This is a genomic window from Endozoicomonas sp. 2B-B (genome assembly GCF_053470045.1).
Map to the genome: position 1 here is coordinate 1,090,580 of NZ_JBLZMU010000001.1, position 18,787 is coordinate 1,109,366.

The 18,787-nt window shown below is 48.3% G+C and carries 18 protein-coding genes; 7 read left to right on the forward strand and 11 right to left on the reverse strand.

Annotated features, from left to right (window positions below; all coding sequences use genetic code 11):
* The first annotated feature begins 178 nt into the window (after positions 1-178).
* The gene (tatC, locus tag ACOMHB_RS04505; RefSeq protein ID WP_422139827.1) at positions 179-937 is read left to right on the forward strand and encodes a twin-arginine translocase subunit TatC; all 759 of its coding nucleotides are present in this window, start codon (positions 179-181) and stop codon (positions 935-937) included.
* Between the two features lie 71 nt (positions 938-1,008).
* On the opposite strand, the gene ACOMHB_RS04510 is transcribed toward tatC, so the two are convergent.
* Positions 1,009-1,590 carry a sugar O-acetyltransferase gene (locus ACOMHB_RS04510; protein WP_422136800.1) on the reverse strand — a complete coding sequence of 194 codons (582 nt, stop codon included), beginning with the start codon at positions 1,588-1,590 and terminating at the stop codon, positions 1,009-1,011.
* Positions 1,591-2,003: 413 nt separating this feature from the next.
* On the opposite strand from ACOMHB_RS04510, the gene ACOMHB_RS04515 reads away from it, so the two are divergent.
* Positions 2,004-2,672, forward strand: coding sequence for a YdcF family protein (locus ACOMHB_RS04515; RefSeq protein WP_448215646.1), 669 nt, complete (start codon positions 2,004-2,006; stop codon positions 2,670-2,672).
* Between the two features lie 46 nt (positions 2,673-2,718).
* Here ACOMHB_RS04515 and ACOMHB_RS04520 read toward each other — a convergent pair whose 3' ends face one another.
* Positions 2,719-4,122: a class II fumarate hydratase gene (locus ACOMHB_RS04520; protein WP_448218604.1), complete on the reverse strand. Its 1,404-nt coding sequence runs from the start codon at positions 4,120-4,122 to the stop codon at positions 2,719-2,721.
* Between the two features lie 277 nt (positions 4,123-4,399).
* Between ACOMHB_RS04520 and ACOMHB_RS04525 the strand changes: the two genes are divergently transcribed.
* Entirely contained in the window at positions 4,400-5,155 is a 756-nt protein-coding gene (locus ACOMHB_RS04525) for a 2OG-Fe(II) oxygenase family protein (protein ID WP_448215647.1), read from the forward strand.
* Here the strand turns inward: ACOMHB_RS04525 and ACOMHB_RS04530 are convergent.
* From ACOMHB_RS04530 to dapB, 7 genes are all read right to left on the reverse strand, one after another.
* Positions 5,097-5,582: an SPFH domain-containing protein gene (locus ACOMHB_RS04530; protein ID WP_448215648.1), complete on the reverse strand. Its 486-nt coding sequence runs from the start codon at positions 5,580-5,582 to the stop codon at positions 5,097-5,099. The genes ACOMHB_RS04525 and ACOMHB_RS04530 overlap by 59 nt on opposite strands.
* Positions 5,583-5,769: 187 nt before the next feature.
* Positions 5,770-6,243 carry a hypothetical protein gene (locus ACOMHB_RS04535; RefSeq protein ID WP_448215649.1) on the reverse strand — a complete coding sequence of 158 codons (474 nt, stop codon included), beginning with the start codon at positions 6,241-6,243 and terminating at the stop codon, positions 5,770-5,772.
* A gap of 658 nt (positions 6,244-6,901) precedes the next feature.
* On the reverse strand, positions 6,902-8,446 hold the full coding sequence (gene lnt / locus ACOMHB_RS04540; protein WP_448215650.1) for an apolipoprotein N-acyltransferase: 1,545 nt from the start codon (positions 8,444-8,446) through the stop codon (positions 6,902-6,904).
* Positions 8,447-8,550: 104 nt separating this feature from the next.
* The gene (locus ACOMHB_RS04545; RefSeq protein WP_422136804.1) at positions 8,551-9,390 is read right to left on the reverse strand and encodes a CorC family transporter; all 840 of its coding nucleotides are present in this window, start codon (positions 9,388-9,390) and stop codon (positions 8,551-8,553) included.
* A gap of 61 nt (positions 9,391-9,451) precedes the next feature.
* Entirely contained in the window at positions 9,452-9,931 is a 480-nt protein-coding gene (gene ybeY, locus ACOMHB_RS04550) for an rRNA maturation RNase YbeY (protein ID WP_448215651.1), read from the reverse strand.
* Positions 9,931-10,953 carry a PhoH family protein gene (locus ACOMHB_RS04555; protein ID WP_422136806.1) on the reverse strand — a complete coding sequence of 341 codons (1,023 nt, stop codon included), beginning with the start codon at positions 10,951-10,953 and terminating at the stop codon, positions 9,931-9,933. Before ACOMHB_RS04555 ends, ybeY begins: the two co-directional genes overlap by 1 nt.
* Before the next feature lie 199 nt (positions 10,954-11,152).
* Positions 11,153-11,890 (reverse strand): 4-hydroxy-tetrahydrodipicolinate reductase, encoded by a 738-nt coding sequence (dapB, locus tag ACOMHB_RS04560; RefSeq protein WP_448215652.1) that lies wholly within the window; start codon positions 11,888-11,890, stop codon positions 11,153-11,155.
* Positions 11,891-12,162: 272 nt separating this feature from the next.
* Between dapB and ACOMHB_RS04565 the strand changes: the two genes are divergently transcribed.
* From ACOMHB_RS04565 to tnpC, 4 genes are all read left to right on the forward strand, one after another.
* A protein-coding gene (locus tag ACOMHB_RS04565; protein WP_448215008.1) for an IS3 family transposase occupies positions 12,163-13,727 on the forward strand; the annotation gives its coding sequence in 2 pieces (ribosomal slippage) (positions 12,163-12,616 and positions 12,616-13,727; 1,566 coding nt in all).
* Between the two features lie 307 nt (positions 13,728-14,034).
* On the forward strand, positions 14,035-14,361 hold the full coding sequence (gene tnpA, locus ACOMHB_RS04570; RefSeq protein WP_448215653.1) for an IS66 family insertion sequence element accessory protein TnpA: 327 nt from the start codon (positions 14,035-14,037) through the stop codon (positions 14,359-14,361).
* Complete coding sequence (gene tnpB, locus ACOMHB_RS04575; RefSeq protein ID WP_448215654.1) at positions 14,358-14,726, forward strand: IS66 family insertion sequence element accessory protein TnpB; 369 nt, start codon at positions 14,358-14,360, stop codon at positions 14,724-14,726. Before tnpA ends, tnpB begins: the two co-directional genes overlap by 4 nt.
* A gap of 36 nt (positions 14,727-14,762) precedes the next feature.
* A complete protein-coding gene (gene tnpC / locus ACOMHB_RS04580; protein ID WP_448215655.1) occupies positions 14,763-16,478 on the forward strand; it encodes an IS66 family transposase in 1,716 nt (571 codons plus the stop codon).
* 73 nt (positions 16,479-16,551) lie between these two features.
* Here the strand turns inward: tnpC and ACOMHB_RS04585 are convergent, their stop codons facing one another.
* The gene (locus ACOMHB_RS04585) at positions 16,552-16,806 is read right to left on the reverse strand and encodes a hypothetical protein (protein WP_448215656.1); all 255 of its coding nucleotides are present in this window, start codon (positions 16,804-16,806) and stop codon (positions 16,552-16,554) included.
* 446 nt (positions 16,807-17,252) lie between these two features.
* Positions 17,253-18,608 (reverse strand): tRNA (N6-isopentenyl adenosine(37)-C2)-methylthiotransferase MiaB, encoded by a 1,356-nt coding sequence (miaB, locus tag ACOMHB_RS04590; protein ID WP_448218605.1) that lies wholly within the window; start codon positions 18,606-18,608, stop codon positions 17,253-17,255.
* Between the last annotated feature and the right edge of the window lie 179 nt (positions 18,609-18,787).

Consider the following 18,787-nt stretch of genomic DNA (forward strand, 5'->3'; position numbering starts at 1 on the left):
AAACCAACTGGCCAGGTACTTATTGGAAATCATTTCAGATAGGGTTCTGTGCAGAATGGCGGCTGTTTTTTTTCGCAAGTAGTGGCTGTCCTATTGAATCTACTGATTGTGAGAAGGGTTTTCAGTTGAGTATGCTTAAGTATCTGGCCATCGGAGTGATTTTCAGGATAACAAATAAATGTCGTCTACTACCGAGAGCAGTGACAAGCAACAACCTTTGGTTCAGCATCTGCTAGAGCTGAGAACCCGTATTCTGCGCAGCATCGTTGTTGTGCTGATTATTTTTGCCGGGCTCTTCTACTTTTCCAGTACGCTCTATGAATTCTTTTCAGAGCCTCTGCGAGTTTTTCTGCCGGAAAATAGCAGCATGATCGCAACGGATGTTGCTTCGCCCTTTCTGGCACCTTTCAAACTGACAATGGTCCTGTCACTGTTTGCCGCTATTCCTTTTATCCTCAATCAGATATGGGGGTTTATTGCGCCGGGGCTATACAGGCACGAGAAGAGGCTGGCTGTACCACTGCTGATTGCCAGTGTCGTACTGTTTTATGTCGGAGTGGCTTTTGCCTACTTTGTGGTCTTTCCGCTGATCTTTGGGTTCTTTACCAGCACCGGCCCTGAGAGTGTCACGGTGATGACCGACATAAACAGTTACCTGAATTTTATTCTGAAACTGTTTTTTGCCTTCGGTATGGCATTTGAGATTCCTGTTGTCACTGTGCTTCTGATCTGGTCGGGAGTCTCAACCGTTGAGTCCCTGTCTGGAAAGCGTCCCTATATTGTCGTAGGCTGCTTTGTTCTGGGCATGCTGCTGACCCCTCCTGATGTAATTTCCCAGACTCTGCTGGCTGGCCCGATGTGGTTGTTGTTTGAGGTGGGCATTCTGTTTGCTCGTCTGACGTCTCGAAAACCAGAGGAAGCCGAAGTGAAGTCGTGAATCAGAGGCCTTTTACCTGAATGAGCGGAAAGCCCCGTACTTTTAGAGGATGTCAAGATAAAGCTATCTCATCAGCTTAAGGGTGATAAGATGGCTTCTTTGTTCATGACTGATTTAATGACTCTGCAGGGTGCTCCCACTGCCACGCTATTCGCAGGAATGTCACGAGTCACCACACTGCCCGCTCCAATCACAGAATTATCGCCAATAGTTACTCCGGGATTGACGCTCACATTGGCGCCCAGCCAGACGTTATTACCGATGGTGATGGGTTTGCAGAACTCCAGCCCTGTGTTTCGGGTTACTGAATCCAGAGGGTGTCCCGCAGTACTTATGGTGACACTGGGGCCAAACAACACATCATTACCAATGGTGACTTTAGCACCGTCGAGAATCGTGCAGTGATGGTTGGCATAAAAGTTCTCTCCCAAGTGGATATTGTAGCCATAATCACAATAGAAAAAGGGCTCTATCCATGCTTCTGAAAGGGTACCCAGAAGTTCATTGAGAACCTCTGCCTGTTGTGTTTTGTCGTCCGGTGAAACTTGATTAAAGCGGTGACACAGCTTCTTGGCCTCGAGGCGATCCTGGGTCAATTCTGAATCAAATGCAAGGTAATCCAGTCCTGCAAGCATTTTCTCTTTTTCGGTCATAAGGCTACTTCAATAAAAGTTTGTCAGTGGCTTTATTAACTCATGTCTGGATCAGGGGTTTAGTACGTGCTTTCCGATCTATTATCAGGATCTCTTGTCAGATAAATAGTCCTGAGCCGGAATACTGAATACTGGATGTTACGAAAAAGCTTAAAATATCAGCATTAGTGGCGGCTGAATAAGTAAATTCTTATTGATCCCATCAAGCTGGGCCTTGTCATTTTTTTGACTCATTGCTATCAGGTTGAATGCCTGAATCAGATCATTCTGACAGGCTCCTGAACGGTTAAGCTTTTTTCTCAGTAACGATGTTATATTGTTGGTGAATTACAGTAGCTGATTGGGGTGAGAGGCTGACAGCTTCCCCCCTTTAATATTCTATGGATGCTGATTTTGGGAATGATCTTTAAAACATGATCTTTAAAACAACAATGGGCTTGCTGGCGTGGTTGGCCCTGATTTTTCTCTATCTGTTTTCGGTTGCCCCTATTGCCAATCTTCTCGCCAGGGGGCTGGAGATATATCCTCCTGTTGATAGGAGTCTTTGTAAAAAAGCCGATGCCATGGTGCTGCTGGGAGGGGGAAGGCCGAGAAGCTCTGCTGAACTGGAGGGTTATCAGCCGACCCCTCTGTCACTTGAGCGTATTCGTTATACCGCCTTGTTGCACCGGGAGTGTGAAGTCCCCATTCTGGCCACTGGCGGTGGGAAGCGACCTGAGTCGGAAATGATGGCCAGGGTTCTGAAGAATGACTATAACGTTGATGTCTCATGGAAAGAAACTCAGAGCACGACAACCCGGCAAAATGCCCGGAACAGTAAAAAGCTGCTGGGTAATAAGCTGGCAGGCAAAGAGCAGATAACGGTTGTCCTGATTACTCACGCCTGGCATATGCCCCGGGCAGTGTTGAGTTTTGAAAGGGCTGGTTTCAAAGTGATTCCGGCACCCACAGCATTCAACTCGAAAGAGATCACCTGGCAGAAAGGGGCCAATTGGATCCCGAGGGTTCGTAATCTCAGGCTCAGTGAACTGGCCCTTAATGAATATCTGGGCTTAATCTGGTATCGGCTGACCATTCGTTAAGGGTGTCGAAAACGGGTTTTTGTGACGCCCTCTTTAGCAAGCCGGGCTATTTGACAATGCCGCCTTTGGTGGCCCGTCCAGGGTCCAGAATCTTCTTCAATGCCTCTTCCGACATACCGGTTTTTTCTTTAGCAACTTCGATGACCGGACGTTTCTCACGATAAGCCTGCTTGGCAATTTCAGCCGCCTTCATATAGCCAATCAATGGGTTCAGAGCTGTCACCAGTACCGGATTGCGCCTCAGCGTTTCCTTGATATGAGCTTCCCTGACAGTAAAGTCGGCTATAGCCTTGTCGGCGAGAATCAGGCTGCTATTGGTGGCCAGAGTAATGCTATTGATCAGATTGTTGGCGATCAGCGGCAGCATGACATTGAGCTGAAAATTGCCAGACTGGGCGGCAATCGCGATGGCTGAGTCCAGCCCCATGATCTGGGCGGCTGCCATGGTAACCGATTCGGAGATAACCGGATTCACCTTACCCGGCATGATACTGGAGCCAGGCTGCAGGGTAGGCAGTTCAATTTCACCAAGCCCTGCCAAAGGTCCACTGTTCATCAGGCGCAGATCATTGGCGATCTTCATCAGTGACACCGCCACACTGCGAAGGTCTGAGGACAGTTCAAGCGCTGTGGCCGGCAGGCTCTGGGCTGCAAAGAAGTTATTGGCAGGCTTGAAAAGCAAACCGGTATCCTGACTCAGTTGTTTGCTGACTTTTGTTGCAAAGTCGTGATGAGTGTTGGTTCCGGTGCCAACAGCGGTGCCACCCAGAGTGAGTTGATAGAGACGCTCAAGGGTCTGCCTGATTCGTTGTTGGTCATTATTGATCAGTGCTATCCAGCCACTGATTTCCTGACCAAAGGTTACGGGCATGGCATCCATCATATGGGTTCTGCCTGTTTTTACGGTATTCTCAAGCTCTAACCGACGCTTTTTCATCACTTCCAGAAGATGATTCAAAGCGGGCAGCAGGTGATTATGAATCAACAAGGCAGACGATACGTGAATAGCAGAAGGAATGACGTCGTTGCTGCTTTGTCCCATATTGACGTGATCATTGGGCGAGATTTTTAATCCTGAAGTACGATTGACCAGATTACTGATCACTTCGTTCACATTCATATTACTGCTTGTTCCGGACCCGGTCTGGTAGACATCGATAGGAAACTGATCCGCATATTTTCCTTCAATAAGAGTATCTGCAGCTTCGATAATGGCCAGGGCACTCTCTTCAGCCAGTAACTCAAGTGACTGATTGGTTCGGGCTGCGGCTTTTTTGATGCGGATAATGGCTTCTATGAAAGGATGAGGCAATGGCTGCCCACTGACAGGAAAGTTCTCAACTGCCCGCTGGGTCTGGGCACCATAGAGGGCGTCCCTGGGAACAGTCACTTCTCCCAGGCTATCGCGTTCAATTCGCACCCCGGTTGGGCGTTCTGCAGAGCTGTACATGGCTGTCGACTGTCCCATTAGTAGTGCCAGAGTCAAATGTCGCCAGGGTTTTTGCTTGAGGTTGGTGTTTGTCATTGAATCGAAACCCTATCCAGTCCGGAATTCGAATGTGAACGCCAATATCATAGACCCTTATAGCCTATTGGCGGCTATTGAGAATAAAAAATCAATTTTTTGTATGAAGCCGGTTTAATGCTTTTAATACCGCATAAAGCTTGTTCTTTTCTTGAACTGAACGATAAAATCTCGCCACTTTTACTGACCGGATATCAGGATAATGGACGTTAAGGTAGTCGATTATACGGCCACAGATGCAGCTCAAAAATTTGTTGAATCACTCCGCGAAACCGGCTTTGCGGTTTTAACCAAGCACCCTTTGAGTCAGAACCTGGTTCAGTCAATTTACGATAACTGGTTGAACTTCTTTAATTCTCCCGCCAGACAGGATTTTCTGTTTGATCCTGAAAAGCAGGACGGCTATTTTCCACCAGAGGTTTCTGAAGTGGCCAAAGGGCATGAGAAGAAAGATATTAAAGAGTATTACCATATTTATCCCTGGGGCCGGATTCCTGCTGAACTGAAATCAGAAATTACAGATTATTATGAAAAAGCTTCTGATCTGGCGGGTGAGTTGCTGGGATGGGTTGAAAGTAATGCGCCTTGTGAGGTAGCAGAAGGCTTTTCCGAGCCGCTTCCACATATGATTGAAGACACGCCAAATACTTTGCTCAGGGTACTTCACTATCCTCCGTTCACTGGCGAAGAAGAGCCGGGAGCCATTCGCGCAGCAGCCCATGAAGATATCAATCTGCTGACCATTCTGCCAGCAGCCAGTGAGCCCGGCCTGCAGGTCAGATTGAAAGATGGCAGCTGGGTCGATGTTCCTTCAAAGTTCGGCTACCTGATCATCAACACCGGGGATATGTTGCAGGAAGCTTCCGGCGGTTATTTCCCTTCCACCAGTCACAGGGTGATCAACCCGACTGGTGGTAAGGGTGAGAAATCCAGAATGTCCCTGCCTCGTCTACCTTAACCAACAACATATTGTTGATGCGGTCACGGTTGGACAACATCTCATCCAGCTCCATGGATCCCAGAACCGCACGGATGTTGGTCATCACCAGATTCTGCATGGCCCGATAAAGCTCATTAACCTCATAGGATGCACGAACGGCATCCTGCACCTGGTAAAAACAAACGGCGTCTGTCGTTACCTGGGCATTATCAGAAGAGATAATCTCCTGTGAAGGTATATCAAGAACCTGCTCCATCATATTGATTTTTTTACCAATCCTGTCAACAACTGGCACGATAACGTGCAGACCCGGGGGCAGTGTTCGGGTATATTTACCAAAACGTTCTACGGTGTAATGAAAGCCCTGTGGAATCATCCTGACACCGGTGCTAATCAGCACAGCAATCAGGACTACCAATGCAATAGCTGTAATCTCAAAACCCACTTAGTCACTCCTTCGTCTGAAAAGTAATATCGATCCAGCAGACAGTCTGACAGAAAAAAACCACAAGACAAACTTGATATAGGAGGAGTTGTCGAAAGTAGGTGATATAAACCGTGACGTTATTTTTTCAGGCAGAAGACAATACGGGTTATTGCGTGGTTATGCCTGGTACTTGGTTGATGTGCCATTAATTACGACAGCTCACTTCTATATAGAGAAGAGCCCCACCGAAGCTTTGATGCGACTGCATTTTTTTTCCGGCACCATGGTGTTTATTTGAGTAGGTCACATCACAGCTATGATCAGGGGCGTAGCGACGGAATTCAACGCTGTTATCTCCAATTAGAGGCATCTCTACATACCAGTCGAACATGTAGCGGTAATTATTTCCGTACAGACGCACATAGGTCTCAAATCCGTGAAACAACGAGTCGTTACATCCTACTGCTGTGACAGTTTCTTGAGAGAAGACATCAAATTTTCTTTTGTCTTCGATAAAGCCATGTGAGGGATCCCCCATATCCAGGAGCATGTCTTCATTGGTGTGGTTTTCTATCTTGAAAATCGCAACTACGCCTGCATTATTACATTCGTGGTCAGCGTGCGCGTATGACAATCCAGCGAATACAGCGCAAATGATCAGGGTTGCCTTTACGTTCATAATGTTTATCCTCTCAGACTCTGCAACTGTTCCACTATAATTCCCGGAAATTATCGTGTGTACAGCTAGCACTTGAACTCACGAGATTCTCACCCACAACGACCATTATACTAGAAGTATATCCGTAACGATCATAGGGACACTGCAACATGTTGGTAGGATCATATTTAGTCTTAACCCAGGGATCACAGCGGGGACAGAACAAAAACCACGTAACGACAGCAGTCGCCTTTGGCGGGGTATCCCGGGATATGACGATATCCTGAGATCGCGGTTTATCGCCATAGGAACACTTTGTAAGTATTGTAGCCTTGTAATGGAGGCCAAGTTTGCTGATGTTTAAGTAATAGGGTGGCATCGAGTCAGTTGTTGGAGTATAAACCCCGTACATGCAATAGCTTCCCGACCCAGCCTTGAAAGAGTAGGACACGCTATGGTCGGAGTCTTCGTTTCTTATAAAATAAATGAAATCATCCAGTGCATATGTTCTTGCATCCACGCAGTGAGGTGGTCTTGTCTGATCGTCATACTCAGCGTAGTTACCTGGTGGAACGACTGAAAGAACTGGGCGTGGCTTGATTCTTTATCAAAGGATGGCCGAATTAAAAAGGGTGACTCAAAGCCACCCTTTTTAATTCAGATAACAGACAGCCGATCCTTACTTCTGTGAATCAGAGACAGATCTTCTTGCGCTGAGAACCGCCACAATAATCATTATCAAACTCAAGAATAAAACAGGCCAGGACCCCAGTAACATGAAAGGAGTATTGCCTGTCATGACTTCAGCGGTGCCTCTCAGTACTCCGGGTTTGAAACGTTCGATGCTTTCAACCACCTGACCTTTATCGTTTATCAGGGCAGTGATACCGTCGTTGGTCGCGCGAATCATGTATCGACCGGTCTCCAGTGAGCGCATACGGGCCATCTGGAAATGTTGCTCGGGGCCAATAGACTTGCCAAACCAGGTGTCATTACTGATGGTTATTAACAACCCACTGTCTTTTGCCTGCCGGGCAGCAAAGTCGGGGTAAACCACCTCATAACAAATATAAGTGGTTATCACAGTGTTGGGGACTCGCAGTTTTTCCTGACCACCAGGCCCCGGGCTGAATGCCGACATAGGCAGGTCAAAAAAGCTGATCAGCCCGCGCAGGAGTGAATCAAGAGGAACATACTCCCCAAAGGGAACCAGCTTCTGCTTGTAATAGCGACCTTCTCCCAGACCCATGGCGATTATGCCGTTGTAATACTTTTCGTCGAACAGAGATTTTGTGTCCTCAGATCGCTCATCAATAGGTAAGCCGAGAATCAGGGCGCTGTTGTGTTCAGCTGCTTTACGATTGAGCTGACTGAGCACTGATCTGGCCTGACTGTAGTAAAGAGGCATGGCATTTTCAGGCCAGATGATCAGCTCCTGATCCCACTCGTCTTCAGAAAGTCCATAGAAAGTATTCAGTGTTTTCTCAACATAGCCGGGGTCCCATTTCAGGAGCTGGGGGATATTCCCCTGAACAGCGCTGAAGCTTATCTCCCCCACAGGGTGAGTCCACTGTAATTTACCCAGTGGAACCGATGCAACCCAGAACACCAGGGTGATTGACAGGGCGATTAAAGATGGGTTCCGATGGGCTCGATCAGTGACCAGTGTCGCAGTAATCAGGGCTGCAGTCGAAGCCATGAGCAGAGTCAATCCAAAAACACCTACGACAGGTGCCCAGGATTGAACAGGGGTGTCGAGCAGTGAGTAACCCTCAAGAAGCCAGGGGAAGCCAGTGAGTAGCCAGCTACGAACCCATTCAAACAGTGTCCATAATCCGGCGAAAATCAGAGCTTGTTGCCAGGGAGCCTGAATATTGAATCGATGCCTGAGTTTTGCATAAAGATAGAAAAGCGGCATGACCATCAGGGCAGCCATCATAATAACGAACAGAGCGGTTAGCAGAGCTGCCAGAGGGACTGAGGCAGCACCAAAGTTATGGATGCTGACATAAATCCATGAAGTCCCTGTACCGAAAAGGCCCAGCCCAAACAGAAAGCCTCGGACAGTGGTCGTCTTTACTGTTTCTGTGCGGGTATAAGCAAAGCCTGCTGCTGTAGCAACGATCAGGACAGGCCAGATGTTAAAGGGACTGAAACCCAGTGGAAACAAACTTCCAGCCAACAGTGTGGCAAGGTGACCAAAGTAGAGTGTTTTTTTGTTCATAAATGGAATTCGGAAAAGTCAGTTTCCTCAGCGGTGACTGGCTGGAGAACCGTCGGACTGAAACCAGTCACTGTGAGTCCTCCCCGCCAGTTTGCCTGATTTTGCTAGACGGGGCTAACTCGCAACAGTCGAATTCGGCGACCGTCAGAATTCAGAACATCAAATCGGAAACCGTTAATTTCCACGAACTCATTCCTTTTGGGCATATGTCCGAACTCCTGCAGGACAATCCCCCCAATGGTATCAAACTCTTCGTCGCTGAAGCTGGATTCAAAGTGCTCGTTGAAGTCTTCTATAGGGGTCAGGGCTTTGACGATAAAAGTACGGGCCTGTTCCTCAACCGGTTTGATGAAGCTGTCCTCTTCAACATCGTGCTCGTCTTCTATATCCCCGACAATTTGTTCGAGAACGTCTTCGATCGTGACCAGACCGGCTACACCACCAAATTCATCAATGACTATGGCCATGTGATTACGGTTGGTTCGGAACTCTTTCAGGAGCACATTCAGACGTTTGCTTTCAGGAATGAAAGTGGCAGGACGAAGGTGGTCCTTGATATTGAATTTACCATTCTGGAGAATCAGCGGCAGAAGATCCTTGGCCAGAAGAATGCCGATAATCTCGTCTTTGGTATCGCCGATGACGGGAAAGCGGGAGTGGGCTGATTCGATCACCCTGGACAGGAAGTCCCGAGGCTCCTGGTCTTCATCAACACAGACCATCTGGGAGCGTGGGATCATGATTTCCCTGACCTGCATGTCAGCCACCTGAACAGCGCCCTCAATAATACTGAGAGCTTCATCGTCAATAATGCCCCTGAGTCCGGCATCATTGAGCAGAGTCAGTAGCTCACTCCGGTTCTGAGGGTCCTGAGCGAACAGAGCCGTCAGTTTGTCTTTCCATGTCGGGGCGGGCGAGTCGCCCGGCGCAGTGTCGTCGTTCATTACCTTGTATTACCGTGAAGGCCTTCTCATGGCATCATCTGCATGATTCGGCCAGCCTCTCCTATGATGATGATCCGCCCTTTTCAGACTGGTACGGATCAGGAAAACCAAGGCTTTGGAGAATCGCTGTTTCCAGAGATTCCATCGCCTCGGCTTCGTCTTCTTCGATATGGTCATAACCCAGCAAGTGCAGTGTGCCATGAACCATCATATGAGCCCAGTGTGCCTGAAGGGTTTTTTCCTGTTCCCTGGCCTCACGTTCAACCACAGGTGAACAGATAACCAGATCGCCCAAAAGCGGCAGGTTGAGTTCTTCCGGCAGGTCAGAGGGAAAAGACAGAACGTTGGTGGGACCGTCTTTTTGGCGCCATTGCCGGTTGAGTTCTGCACCTTCCTCACTGTCAACAATACGCAGACTGATTTCGGCTTCTTCGCGATGATTGTCAACTGCTGCAGCTGCCCATTTGTGCAGATCCGATTCCGAGGGTATTTCGGAACTCCCGCTGGCTATCTGTACGTCGACATGGACGTCTGCAGACATTACTGAACCCCTGCAACAGATTTGTTCTGACTTAACTGATCAAAGCGATCGTAAGCCCGCACAATTCTCTGGACAATCGGGTGACGGACAACGTCCTTGGCGTTAAACCAGTTGAAGCCAATACCGTCGACACCTTTGAGAACATCAATGGCATGAGCCAGACCAGAGCGGGTGCCCCTGGGCAGGTCGACCTGGGTAATGTCACCGGTAATGACGGCGGTTGAGCCAAAACCGATGCGGGTCAGGAACATTTTCATCTGTTCCGGCGTCGTGTTCTGGGCTTCATCAAGGATGATGTAAGAGTTATTAAGAGTACGGCCACGCATGTAAGCGAGAGGGGCAACCTCGATCACATTTTTCTCGATCAGTTTGTCGACTCGCTCAAAGCCCAGCATTTCATAGAGTGCATCGTAGAGAGGACGCAAATAAGGATCGATTTTTTGAGACAGGTCACCCGGAAGAAAGCCCAGCTTTTCACCGGCTTCCACAGCGGGCCTTACCAGCAGGATTCGACGGATTTCCTCTTCTTCCAGAGCCTGAACGGCAGCAGCAACAGCCAGATAGGTTTTACCGGTGCCAGCCGGGCCAATACCAAAGTTGATATCGTGAGTAAGAATGGAACGAACATATTTCTGCTGGTTTTCACCTCTTGGAGTGACTGTGCCCTTGCGGGTGCGCAGAGTGATCAGATTGTCGGATCTGGCTTCGTGGACCCATTCAACAGCTGACTCCTGAAGATAGAGGTGCACTGTCTCAGCCGTCAGGTGTTCTGTTTTTCCGGTCTCCCGGTATAGACGCTTGAGTATCTCCGAAGCAGCCTGGGCACTCCGATCCTCACCCCTGATCGTGAACTGGTTGCCACGATAACGGATATCAACGCCAAGGCGCTGTTCTATCTGTTTCAGGTGCTGATTGAATTGTCCGCAGAGCTCTGCGAATCGATGGGGATCGTCCGGTTCGAGAAGAAACTGACAGGTTATACCTGCACTTTTTGTCGGTGTTGCCTGGATCTGGGTATTCAAGTCGAGAATTCAGCTCTTACTGCGATTTATATTGGTTAAGCATATACTGCAGTCCGATTCTTGCCGTATTTTATTCGCTATGAGTGTATTTTGCTGTGCACTCGCAGCGGGCAAAAATGAGTGAATCAGACTGCTGAAAAATAGGATTTTACCGTAGGTTTTAACAATGTCATCTGTTTAATCCATTCATTCTCTGCGATCAGAGAATATGTTCCAGCCCGTATACCAGTTCAGCCTTGTCGTGGATGTACTCACTGGCCATAAGAATGCCTGGCATGTAGCTTGTTCGTTCAATGGAATCATGACGGATGGTCAGGTACTGACCAGTGTCGCCCAGAATCACTTCCTGAGAGGCTACAAAGCCTGGCATACGGACTGCGTGCAGCTTTATTCCCCTGTAATCACCACCCCGCGAGCCTTCAATGTTGGCAACCTGATCATGGGTACCAATATTGAACTTCTCGCGCTCTTCGCTCATCAGTTCGGCTGTTTTTACTGCGGTACCCGATGGGAAGTCCACTTTTTGCTGGTGATGGTACTCAATGATTTCGGCGTATTCATAATAACGGGCGGCCTGCCTGGCAAACTGCTGCATCAGCACGTTACCCACGATGAAATTAGGTGCAATAAAGCAGCCTTTGCCGGTTTCCCTGACCCAGCTCCGAATGCTCTCCAGGTCTTCAGGCGTAAAGCCGGTGGTACCGACTACCGCTGAAGCACCAGAGAACAGAGTGTTCTTCACAGTTTCCATACGAATTTCCGGACGGGTAAAGTCAACGACAATATCGGCGTCGTTGTTTTTCACTTCCGCTGCCAGGTCATCGCCCAGGTCGATGGATGCGGCCAGTTCCAGACGGCTGTGTTTTTGGACAAACTCAACCAATGTCTGTCCCATTTTGCCTTTGGCTCCGTTCACAGCGATTCTCAAAACTGACATGGTGTGCTCCGTGATAATTGTCTGATGTTATGGGAAATGCCACCTAACGGGTTTTGGCATGCAGGTGAGTGACGACACTGTAACGGATCAGGTGGAGCTGTCAATGGTCGACCAGCGAACCTGCGAGAAAAGAAAATAGGGCGACATCTATTCTGACACAGGGGATAATTTCACGACAATGCCCAATTAATAGCTGGCCCGCTGTGTCAGGATAGTTGTCCCGCTCACTGATTAACCAATAAAAGCTAGACAGTGGGCGATGGACGTTGAATATGCCTCGTTTTTCAGAGGAACGTAAATCAGCTGTTTTGAAAAAACTGTTACCACCACACAATCGCTCTGTGCCGGATGTTGCCAGAGAGGAAGGTATCAGCGAACAAACCCTGTATAATTGGCGTAAAAAACTACGGGACAAAGGATTACCTGTGCCAGGGAACGAACAAAAATCAGAACAATGGTCTGCTGAAAGCAAGTTTGCCGTGGTCGTCGAAACCGCTGCTTTGTCAGAAACAGAGTTAAGTGAATACTGCCGTAAAAAAGGGCTTTATCCTCAACAAGTCAAGGAGTGGAAGCACGCTTGTATTTCAGGTGCTGTTCAGGCTTCTCAGCGTGCAGACCAGGAAAGCAAGCAATTAAAACAAGAGCGTAAGCGCAATCAGAGCCTTGAAAAAGAGCTTCGCCGTAAAGACAAGGCGTTGGCAGAAGCTGCAGCCCTGCTGGTGCTATCAAAAAAGCTCGATGCCTTCTACGGGATAGACAGCGAGGACAACTGACACCTGTCGATAAGCGCCGCCAACTGCTGACATGGTTTGATGAGGCTATAGCAAACGGCGCTTCTCGCTGGAAGGCTGCTGAACAATTGGAAATATCCCTGAAAACACTGAATCGCTGGCGCGATGACAATGGTGCAGTGTTAACGGACAAACGCCCGGATGCCTTGCGCCCGGTACCCTCTAACAAACTGACTGAGGAAGAGGAGCAACGTATTCTGACTATCAGTAATGAAGATGAGTATGCGAGCCTGCCACCATCGCAGATCGTGCCAGCCCTTGCAGACAAGGGAGTATACGTTGCTTCTGAATCTAGCTTTTACCGTGTGTTGAAAAAGTATGGTCAGTTGCACCACCGCGGTCGTTCAAGAAAGCGATCGAAAAGCAACAAGCCGACAACCTATGTTGCTACTGGCCCTAACCAGGTCTGGTGTTGGGACATCAGTTACATACCTTCCAGGGTACGCGGCCAGTTCTGGTACCTCTACCTGATACTGGACGTTTACAGTCGTAAGATTGTTGGTTGGGAGATTCATAGCCGTGAGTCTGGTGAGTTAGCCAGTGAACTGATTAACCGGACAATGGTGGCTGAAAAATGCACTAAAACACCGCTTGTACTGCACTCAGACAATGGGGCTCCAATGACGTCGAGTACCTTTAAGGCCAAGCTTGAGGAATTGGGCATTATTCCCTCTCATAGTCGCCCAAGGGTGAGTAACGATAACGCATTTGCAGAATCGATCTTTAAAACGGTGAAGTACTGTCCTCAGTGGCCATCTCAAGGTTTTCTGACGTTAGAACACAGTCGACAGTGGATGCTGAAGTTTGAGCGCTTTTATAACAATGAACACCGCCATAGCTCAATCCGCTTTGTGACACCTGCGCAACGGCATGAGAAAAGAGATCAGGAAATCCTGAATCACCGGAAACAGGTGTATACCAAAGCGCGAGAAGCTAATCCAACGCGCTGGTCAGGAGTTATCAGAAACTGGGAGCCTGTAGGTGCGGTTGCACTGAATCCTGAGCGGTTGTCTGAAGCAAGAATTAACGAGAAAAAGGCAGCCTAAAATTCAGTTTTCGGGACAACTATCTTGAAAAACTCCGCTGGGGCGGGGGCACTCTTGGCTTAACAAAAGTCAAAACCAACCCACATCAGCTATGAAGGCAGCCAGAGAAAAAGCTATTTCCTACAAACCATACTGAGTGGCTGTCAAATCCGGGCTTGTTCAACAACCGGATAAGATTGCGGCTGTGCACAATCTATCCTTATTCGTTATGAATCATCCGAACTTTAGTAAACGCCAAATAAACCCACGCCCTTCAGAATCAAAACCCCATTTGAAATGATTAGCCTCCCGATATAAGGAGGCCAATATGTCAAAGAAATTACCCGCAGACAGTGAATGGCTAGAGCGTGTTCAGTCGTGGCGGGATTCAGGTTTGACTCAGAGTGCGTGGTGCCAACAGCATGGTATAAGGGTATCCAAATTCGGATACTGGAAGCGTAAACTCGACACAACCCCCAGCGTAAAACCGACCCCGAACAACTCTGGCTTTGTCCAGGTAACACCCCAACCAGAACCTGGTGCGCCTTCTCGGATAACACCACTCTCCATCACCCTACCCAGTGGTGTAACAGTGTCCGGTATTGATGAAAGTAACCTGTCGCTTTGTGAGCAACTGGTGAGGGATATGCTATGAACACCCCGGTTATGCGACCGTCAGAGGTATTACCAAAGGTGTTTCTCTACCGGGAGCCGATTGACTTTCGCAAGTCATTTCGTGGGCTTGCTGTGTTGGTTGAACAAGAGCTGGGGCACAACCCCTTTGACGGCTATTTATATGCGTTTACCAACCGGCAGCGTAATAAAATCAAGTGCCTGTTCTGGGAAGATAATGGTTTTGTGCTTTATTACAAGAGCCTGTCTGAGGACAAATTCCACTGGCCCAAACCGGACGAAGAGCTGGTTACATTAACCGGGAAACAATTAAACTGGCTGCTGGACGGCTACAATCTCAATGCCATGCAACCCCATAAAAAAAGGCATTATGAGAGCTGTTTTTAGTCCTGTTTTTCAGGGTTTTATGGTAAAATAGCGACCATGAAATCGACCGCCGACACTCTGATTTTTCAGCCGAAATCCGCACTGGATTTGCCCTTTCATCAGGCTGAGACTAACCCTGAAATGGTCGCCTTGTTTGAGGCGATCCATTCGCAGGAAAGTGTCATTCTTGAAAAAGAAAATGCCCTTCTTGAAAAAGAAAATGCCCTTCTTGAAAAAGAAAATGCCCTTCTTGAAAAAGACGACATTATTCAAAAGAAGTCAGAGGTCATCGATTCTCAAAAAAAACGCATTGCGCAACTGGAAGAGTACCTGAGGCTCTCCCGATCCCGCCTGTACGGAAGAAGCACTGAAAAAAACAACAGCCAGGTCGACATTTTCAACGAGGTGGAGCTGGAAGGCTGCACCGGAGAGCAAGACGAAGCTGAAGGTCAGCCAGAGCAAGAGCCTCCAAAACCACGCAAAAAGAAAACAGGGCGCAAGTCATTTTCAGAGTCTCTGCCCAGAGTGCAGGAACGCTCTGAACTCAGTGAAGAAGAAAAAGCCGGAGCCATTGATACCTTCTTTGTCAAAGTCCGTGAAGAGCTTGATATCGTTCCGACCAAGGTTCAGGTGAAAGAAATTCTGCAAGAGAAAGCAGTCTTTCCAGAAGTCGATGAGCATGGACAGGAGAAGCGGGTCATTAAAGTTGCAGAGCTGCCAAAACACCCACTGCCCAAATCTTCACTCTCTGTTTGCACACTGGCCTGGATCATTGTCTCCAAGTACTGCGACGCACTGCCTTTGTACAGGCAAGAGAATATCCTCAAGCGATACGGTGGCTCTGTCACCCGGACGACGATGGCCAACTCTTTGATTCGGCTGTCTACAGAACTGCGGCCACTCATCAATTTGATGAGAGATCATCAAAAGACCGGTTCGGTGATCCATGCTGACGAAACCCGAATTCAGGTGATCAAGGAAACCAGCAAGTCCATCAACTCTGACAAATATATGTGGGTCAGCCTTGGTGGGCCACCCGGACAAACATCGGTGGTGTTTGAATACGATCCCTCAAGAGGCAAGGAGGTTCCCCTGCGTCTGTTCGAAGGGTTCAGCGGTTACCTGCAAACTGACGGGTATGCCAGTTACGACGCTGTATGCAAACAAGAAGGCATCACCCAGGCGGGTTGCTTCGACCACGTTCGCAGGAAATTTCTGGATGCCAGGAAGGGCGAAGCCAAACCGGGCAAAAAGGTGAAAAACACCCGCGTTAGCAAGGCGAATGTCGCTTTAGGCAAAATCGGTAAGCTTTACGCCATTGAGAAAGAAATAGGAGATCTTCCTCCATCAGAAAAAGCCATCCTGCGTCAGCAAAAGAGTAAGCCACTACTGGACGACTTTCATGTATGGCTGGAGAAAAACATAACCAGGCTAGACCCGGGCAGCCTGTCGCACCAAGCCATGAGCTATGCATTGAACCAATGGCCAAAACTGGTCGTTTACTGTGACAACGGCCACCTGGATATCAGTAATGCCGCAGCGGAAAACACCATCCGCCCCTTCGCTATTGGCCGCAAGAACTGGATGTTTGCAGACACGCCAAAAGGGGCGCAAGCCAGTGCCCTTTTATACAGCCTGATTGAAAGCGCAAAGGTGAATGGTCTGGAGCCTTTCAATTACCTGAACCATATTTTAAAAGAGCTGCCTTACGCCGATACCGTTGAGAAACTGGAACAGCTTCTCCCCTGGAATGTTAAGACAGGCAAAGAATAAGAAATCTTGGGGGCGGCAGCCAGTACGCTGGTTTATTTGGCGCTTACGAACTTTAACTTAAAATTTAGAATTACTAATCATCGTCATCGTCGCAACCAAATCCGATATACCCTGTGATGTCCCAACTATCCCTATTTTTATAGATAGTACGACGATCCCAACCTATAAAACCAACCTCATTCCAACTATTAGCATTTTCATAAATAACATTTTTGAAAACGCTAATATAACCTGTCACTTTTTCTTGATGTGGGGTTTCGTAGAAGATTTTTGAAAAAATACTATAACCCAAGCTATTTGTTAGCTCAAAAGCAAACTTTTGTAGCATGTCAACGTAAACATTTTTATGTGATTTATCAGAAATCTTGTAGATGGTTTGGTTATCTAAACCAATGTAACCAATGGCCGTCCAGCTGTTGGAACTCTTATATACTAGACATGAAGCGTGCCCTAAATTCGAGATGCCTGTAATAAAAAGGGCGCATATAAAGCTCTTGATAAATTAAACTCCTTATATCCGGTACTAATGATTAGTATTTATGCGCTAAAGCCAACTCATAATGAAAGCATGTTACGTGCGATTAACGAAACTCAATAAATGATAGATATGTATGCGAAATCTCTCAATTTTTTGATAATCACGCTTTTCAGGAGCAAAGGCCTACAGGTAAATGTATCCAGTCTGCACGATTTTGGCAGCGGATTTGCCCGAGGGTAAAAGAAGATTGATAGCTGGCCTCGGTGAGCTTGAGACCAGCCACTCTGTTCGAAGGGTCAGGCAACAACACCCAGTTCAGAATCAATCAGGCTGCCACGCAAACTGTGAGGGAACGCTTCAACAATCTCAACCTCGGCAAATCGACCAATCAGGCGAGGTTCGGCACACTTGAAGTTAACCACACGATTGCACTCTGTCCGGCCACTCAGTTCGCCCGGGTCTTTTTTGGAGTAACCCGTTACCAGAATTTTCTGGGTGCTGCCTACCAGACGACGACTGATTTGCATGGTCTGTTGATTGATTCGCTCCTGCAGAATTTTCAGTCGCTGCTTTTTGGTGGACTCAGGAACGTCGTCGGGCATGTCGGATGCCGGGGTTCCGGGGCGTTTGCTGTAGATGAAGCTGAACGAGGCATCGAAACCGATCTCGTTGATCAGGTTCATGGTGTCTTCAAAATCTTCATCGGTTTCACCCGGGAAGCCCACGATAAAGTCTGAAGAGAGACTCAGGTCAGGGCGGTGTTCACGCAACTGGCGAATCTTGTCCCGGTACATCCCAACTTCGTGGTTACGTTTCATCAGGGAGAGAATTCGGTCAGATCCGGCCTGCACAGGAAGGTGAAGGTGGCTGACAAGTTCCGGTACCTGAGCGTAAACATCGATCAGGCTCTGGGAGAACTCTTTCGGGTGAGACGTAGTGAAACGAATTCGGTCAATGCCGTCTATCGCAGCGACTATGGTGATCAGCTCAGCCAGATCACAAACAGTACCATCGTCTTTTTCGCCACGATAAGCATTTACATTCTGCCCCAGCAGATTGATTTCCCGAACCCCTTTCTCAGCCAGACCGGCGCACTCGGCAATTACGTCATCCATGGGGCGGCTGACTTCTTCACCACGGGTGTAAGGAACAATGCAGAATGTACAGTATTTGCTACACCCTTCCATGATGGAAACGAAGGCTGTTGGTCCTTCTACAGAAGGCTCTGGCAGCCGGTCAAACTTTTCAATTTCCGGGAAGGTGACATCGACCACAGGGATATGGTTGCTCTGGGTGGCATCGATCATCTCTGGCAGGCGGTGCAAGGTTTGTGGTCCGAATACTACGTCTACCTGGGGCGCACGCTTACGGATAGCTTCCCCTTCCTGACTGGCCACGCAGCCTCCGACACCGATCACCAGGTCGGGATTGGCTTCTTTCAGTTTTTTCCACCGACCCAGTTGATGGAACAGCTTTTCCTGGGCTTTTTCCCTCACAGAGCAGGTGTTAACCAACACAACATCGGCTTCTTCCGGATTGTCCGTTAACTCCAGAGTATGGGTTTCTCCGAGCAGGTCAGCCATTCGAGCTGAGTCGTACTCGTTCATCTGGCAACCGTGGGTTTTGATATAAAGCTTTTTTGTTGCGCTCATACTTTTGCTTTCTGGGTTCACATTTTTTTCGCTCAGGGCTGTTTGTTCGCTCAGGGCTGTTTGTTCGCTCAGGGCTGTTTTGGTTATTTCAGACGCCAAAGCCGGATTCCTGTCTGCTGTATAATGGTCTGAGACCCTGAAGCTGTCATGTTCAGGCCTCAGGTGACTCAGAATAGCAA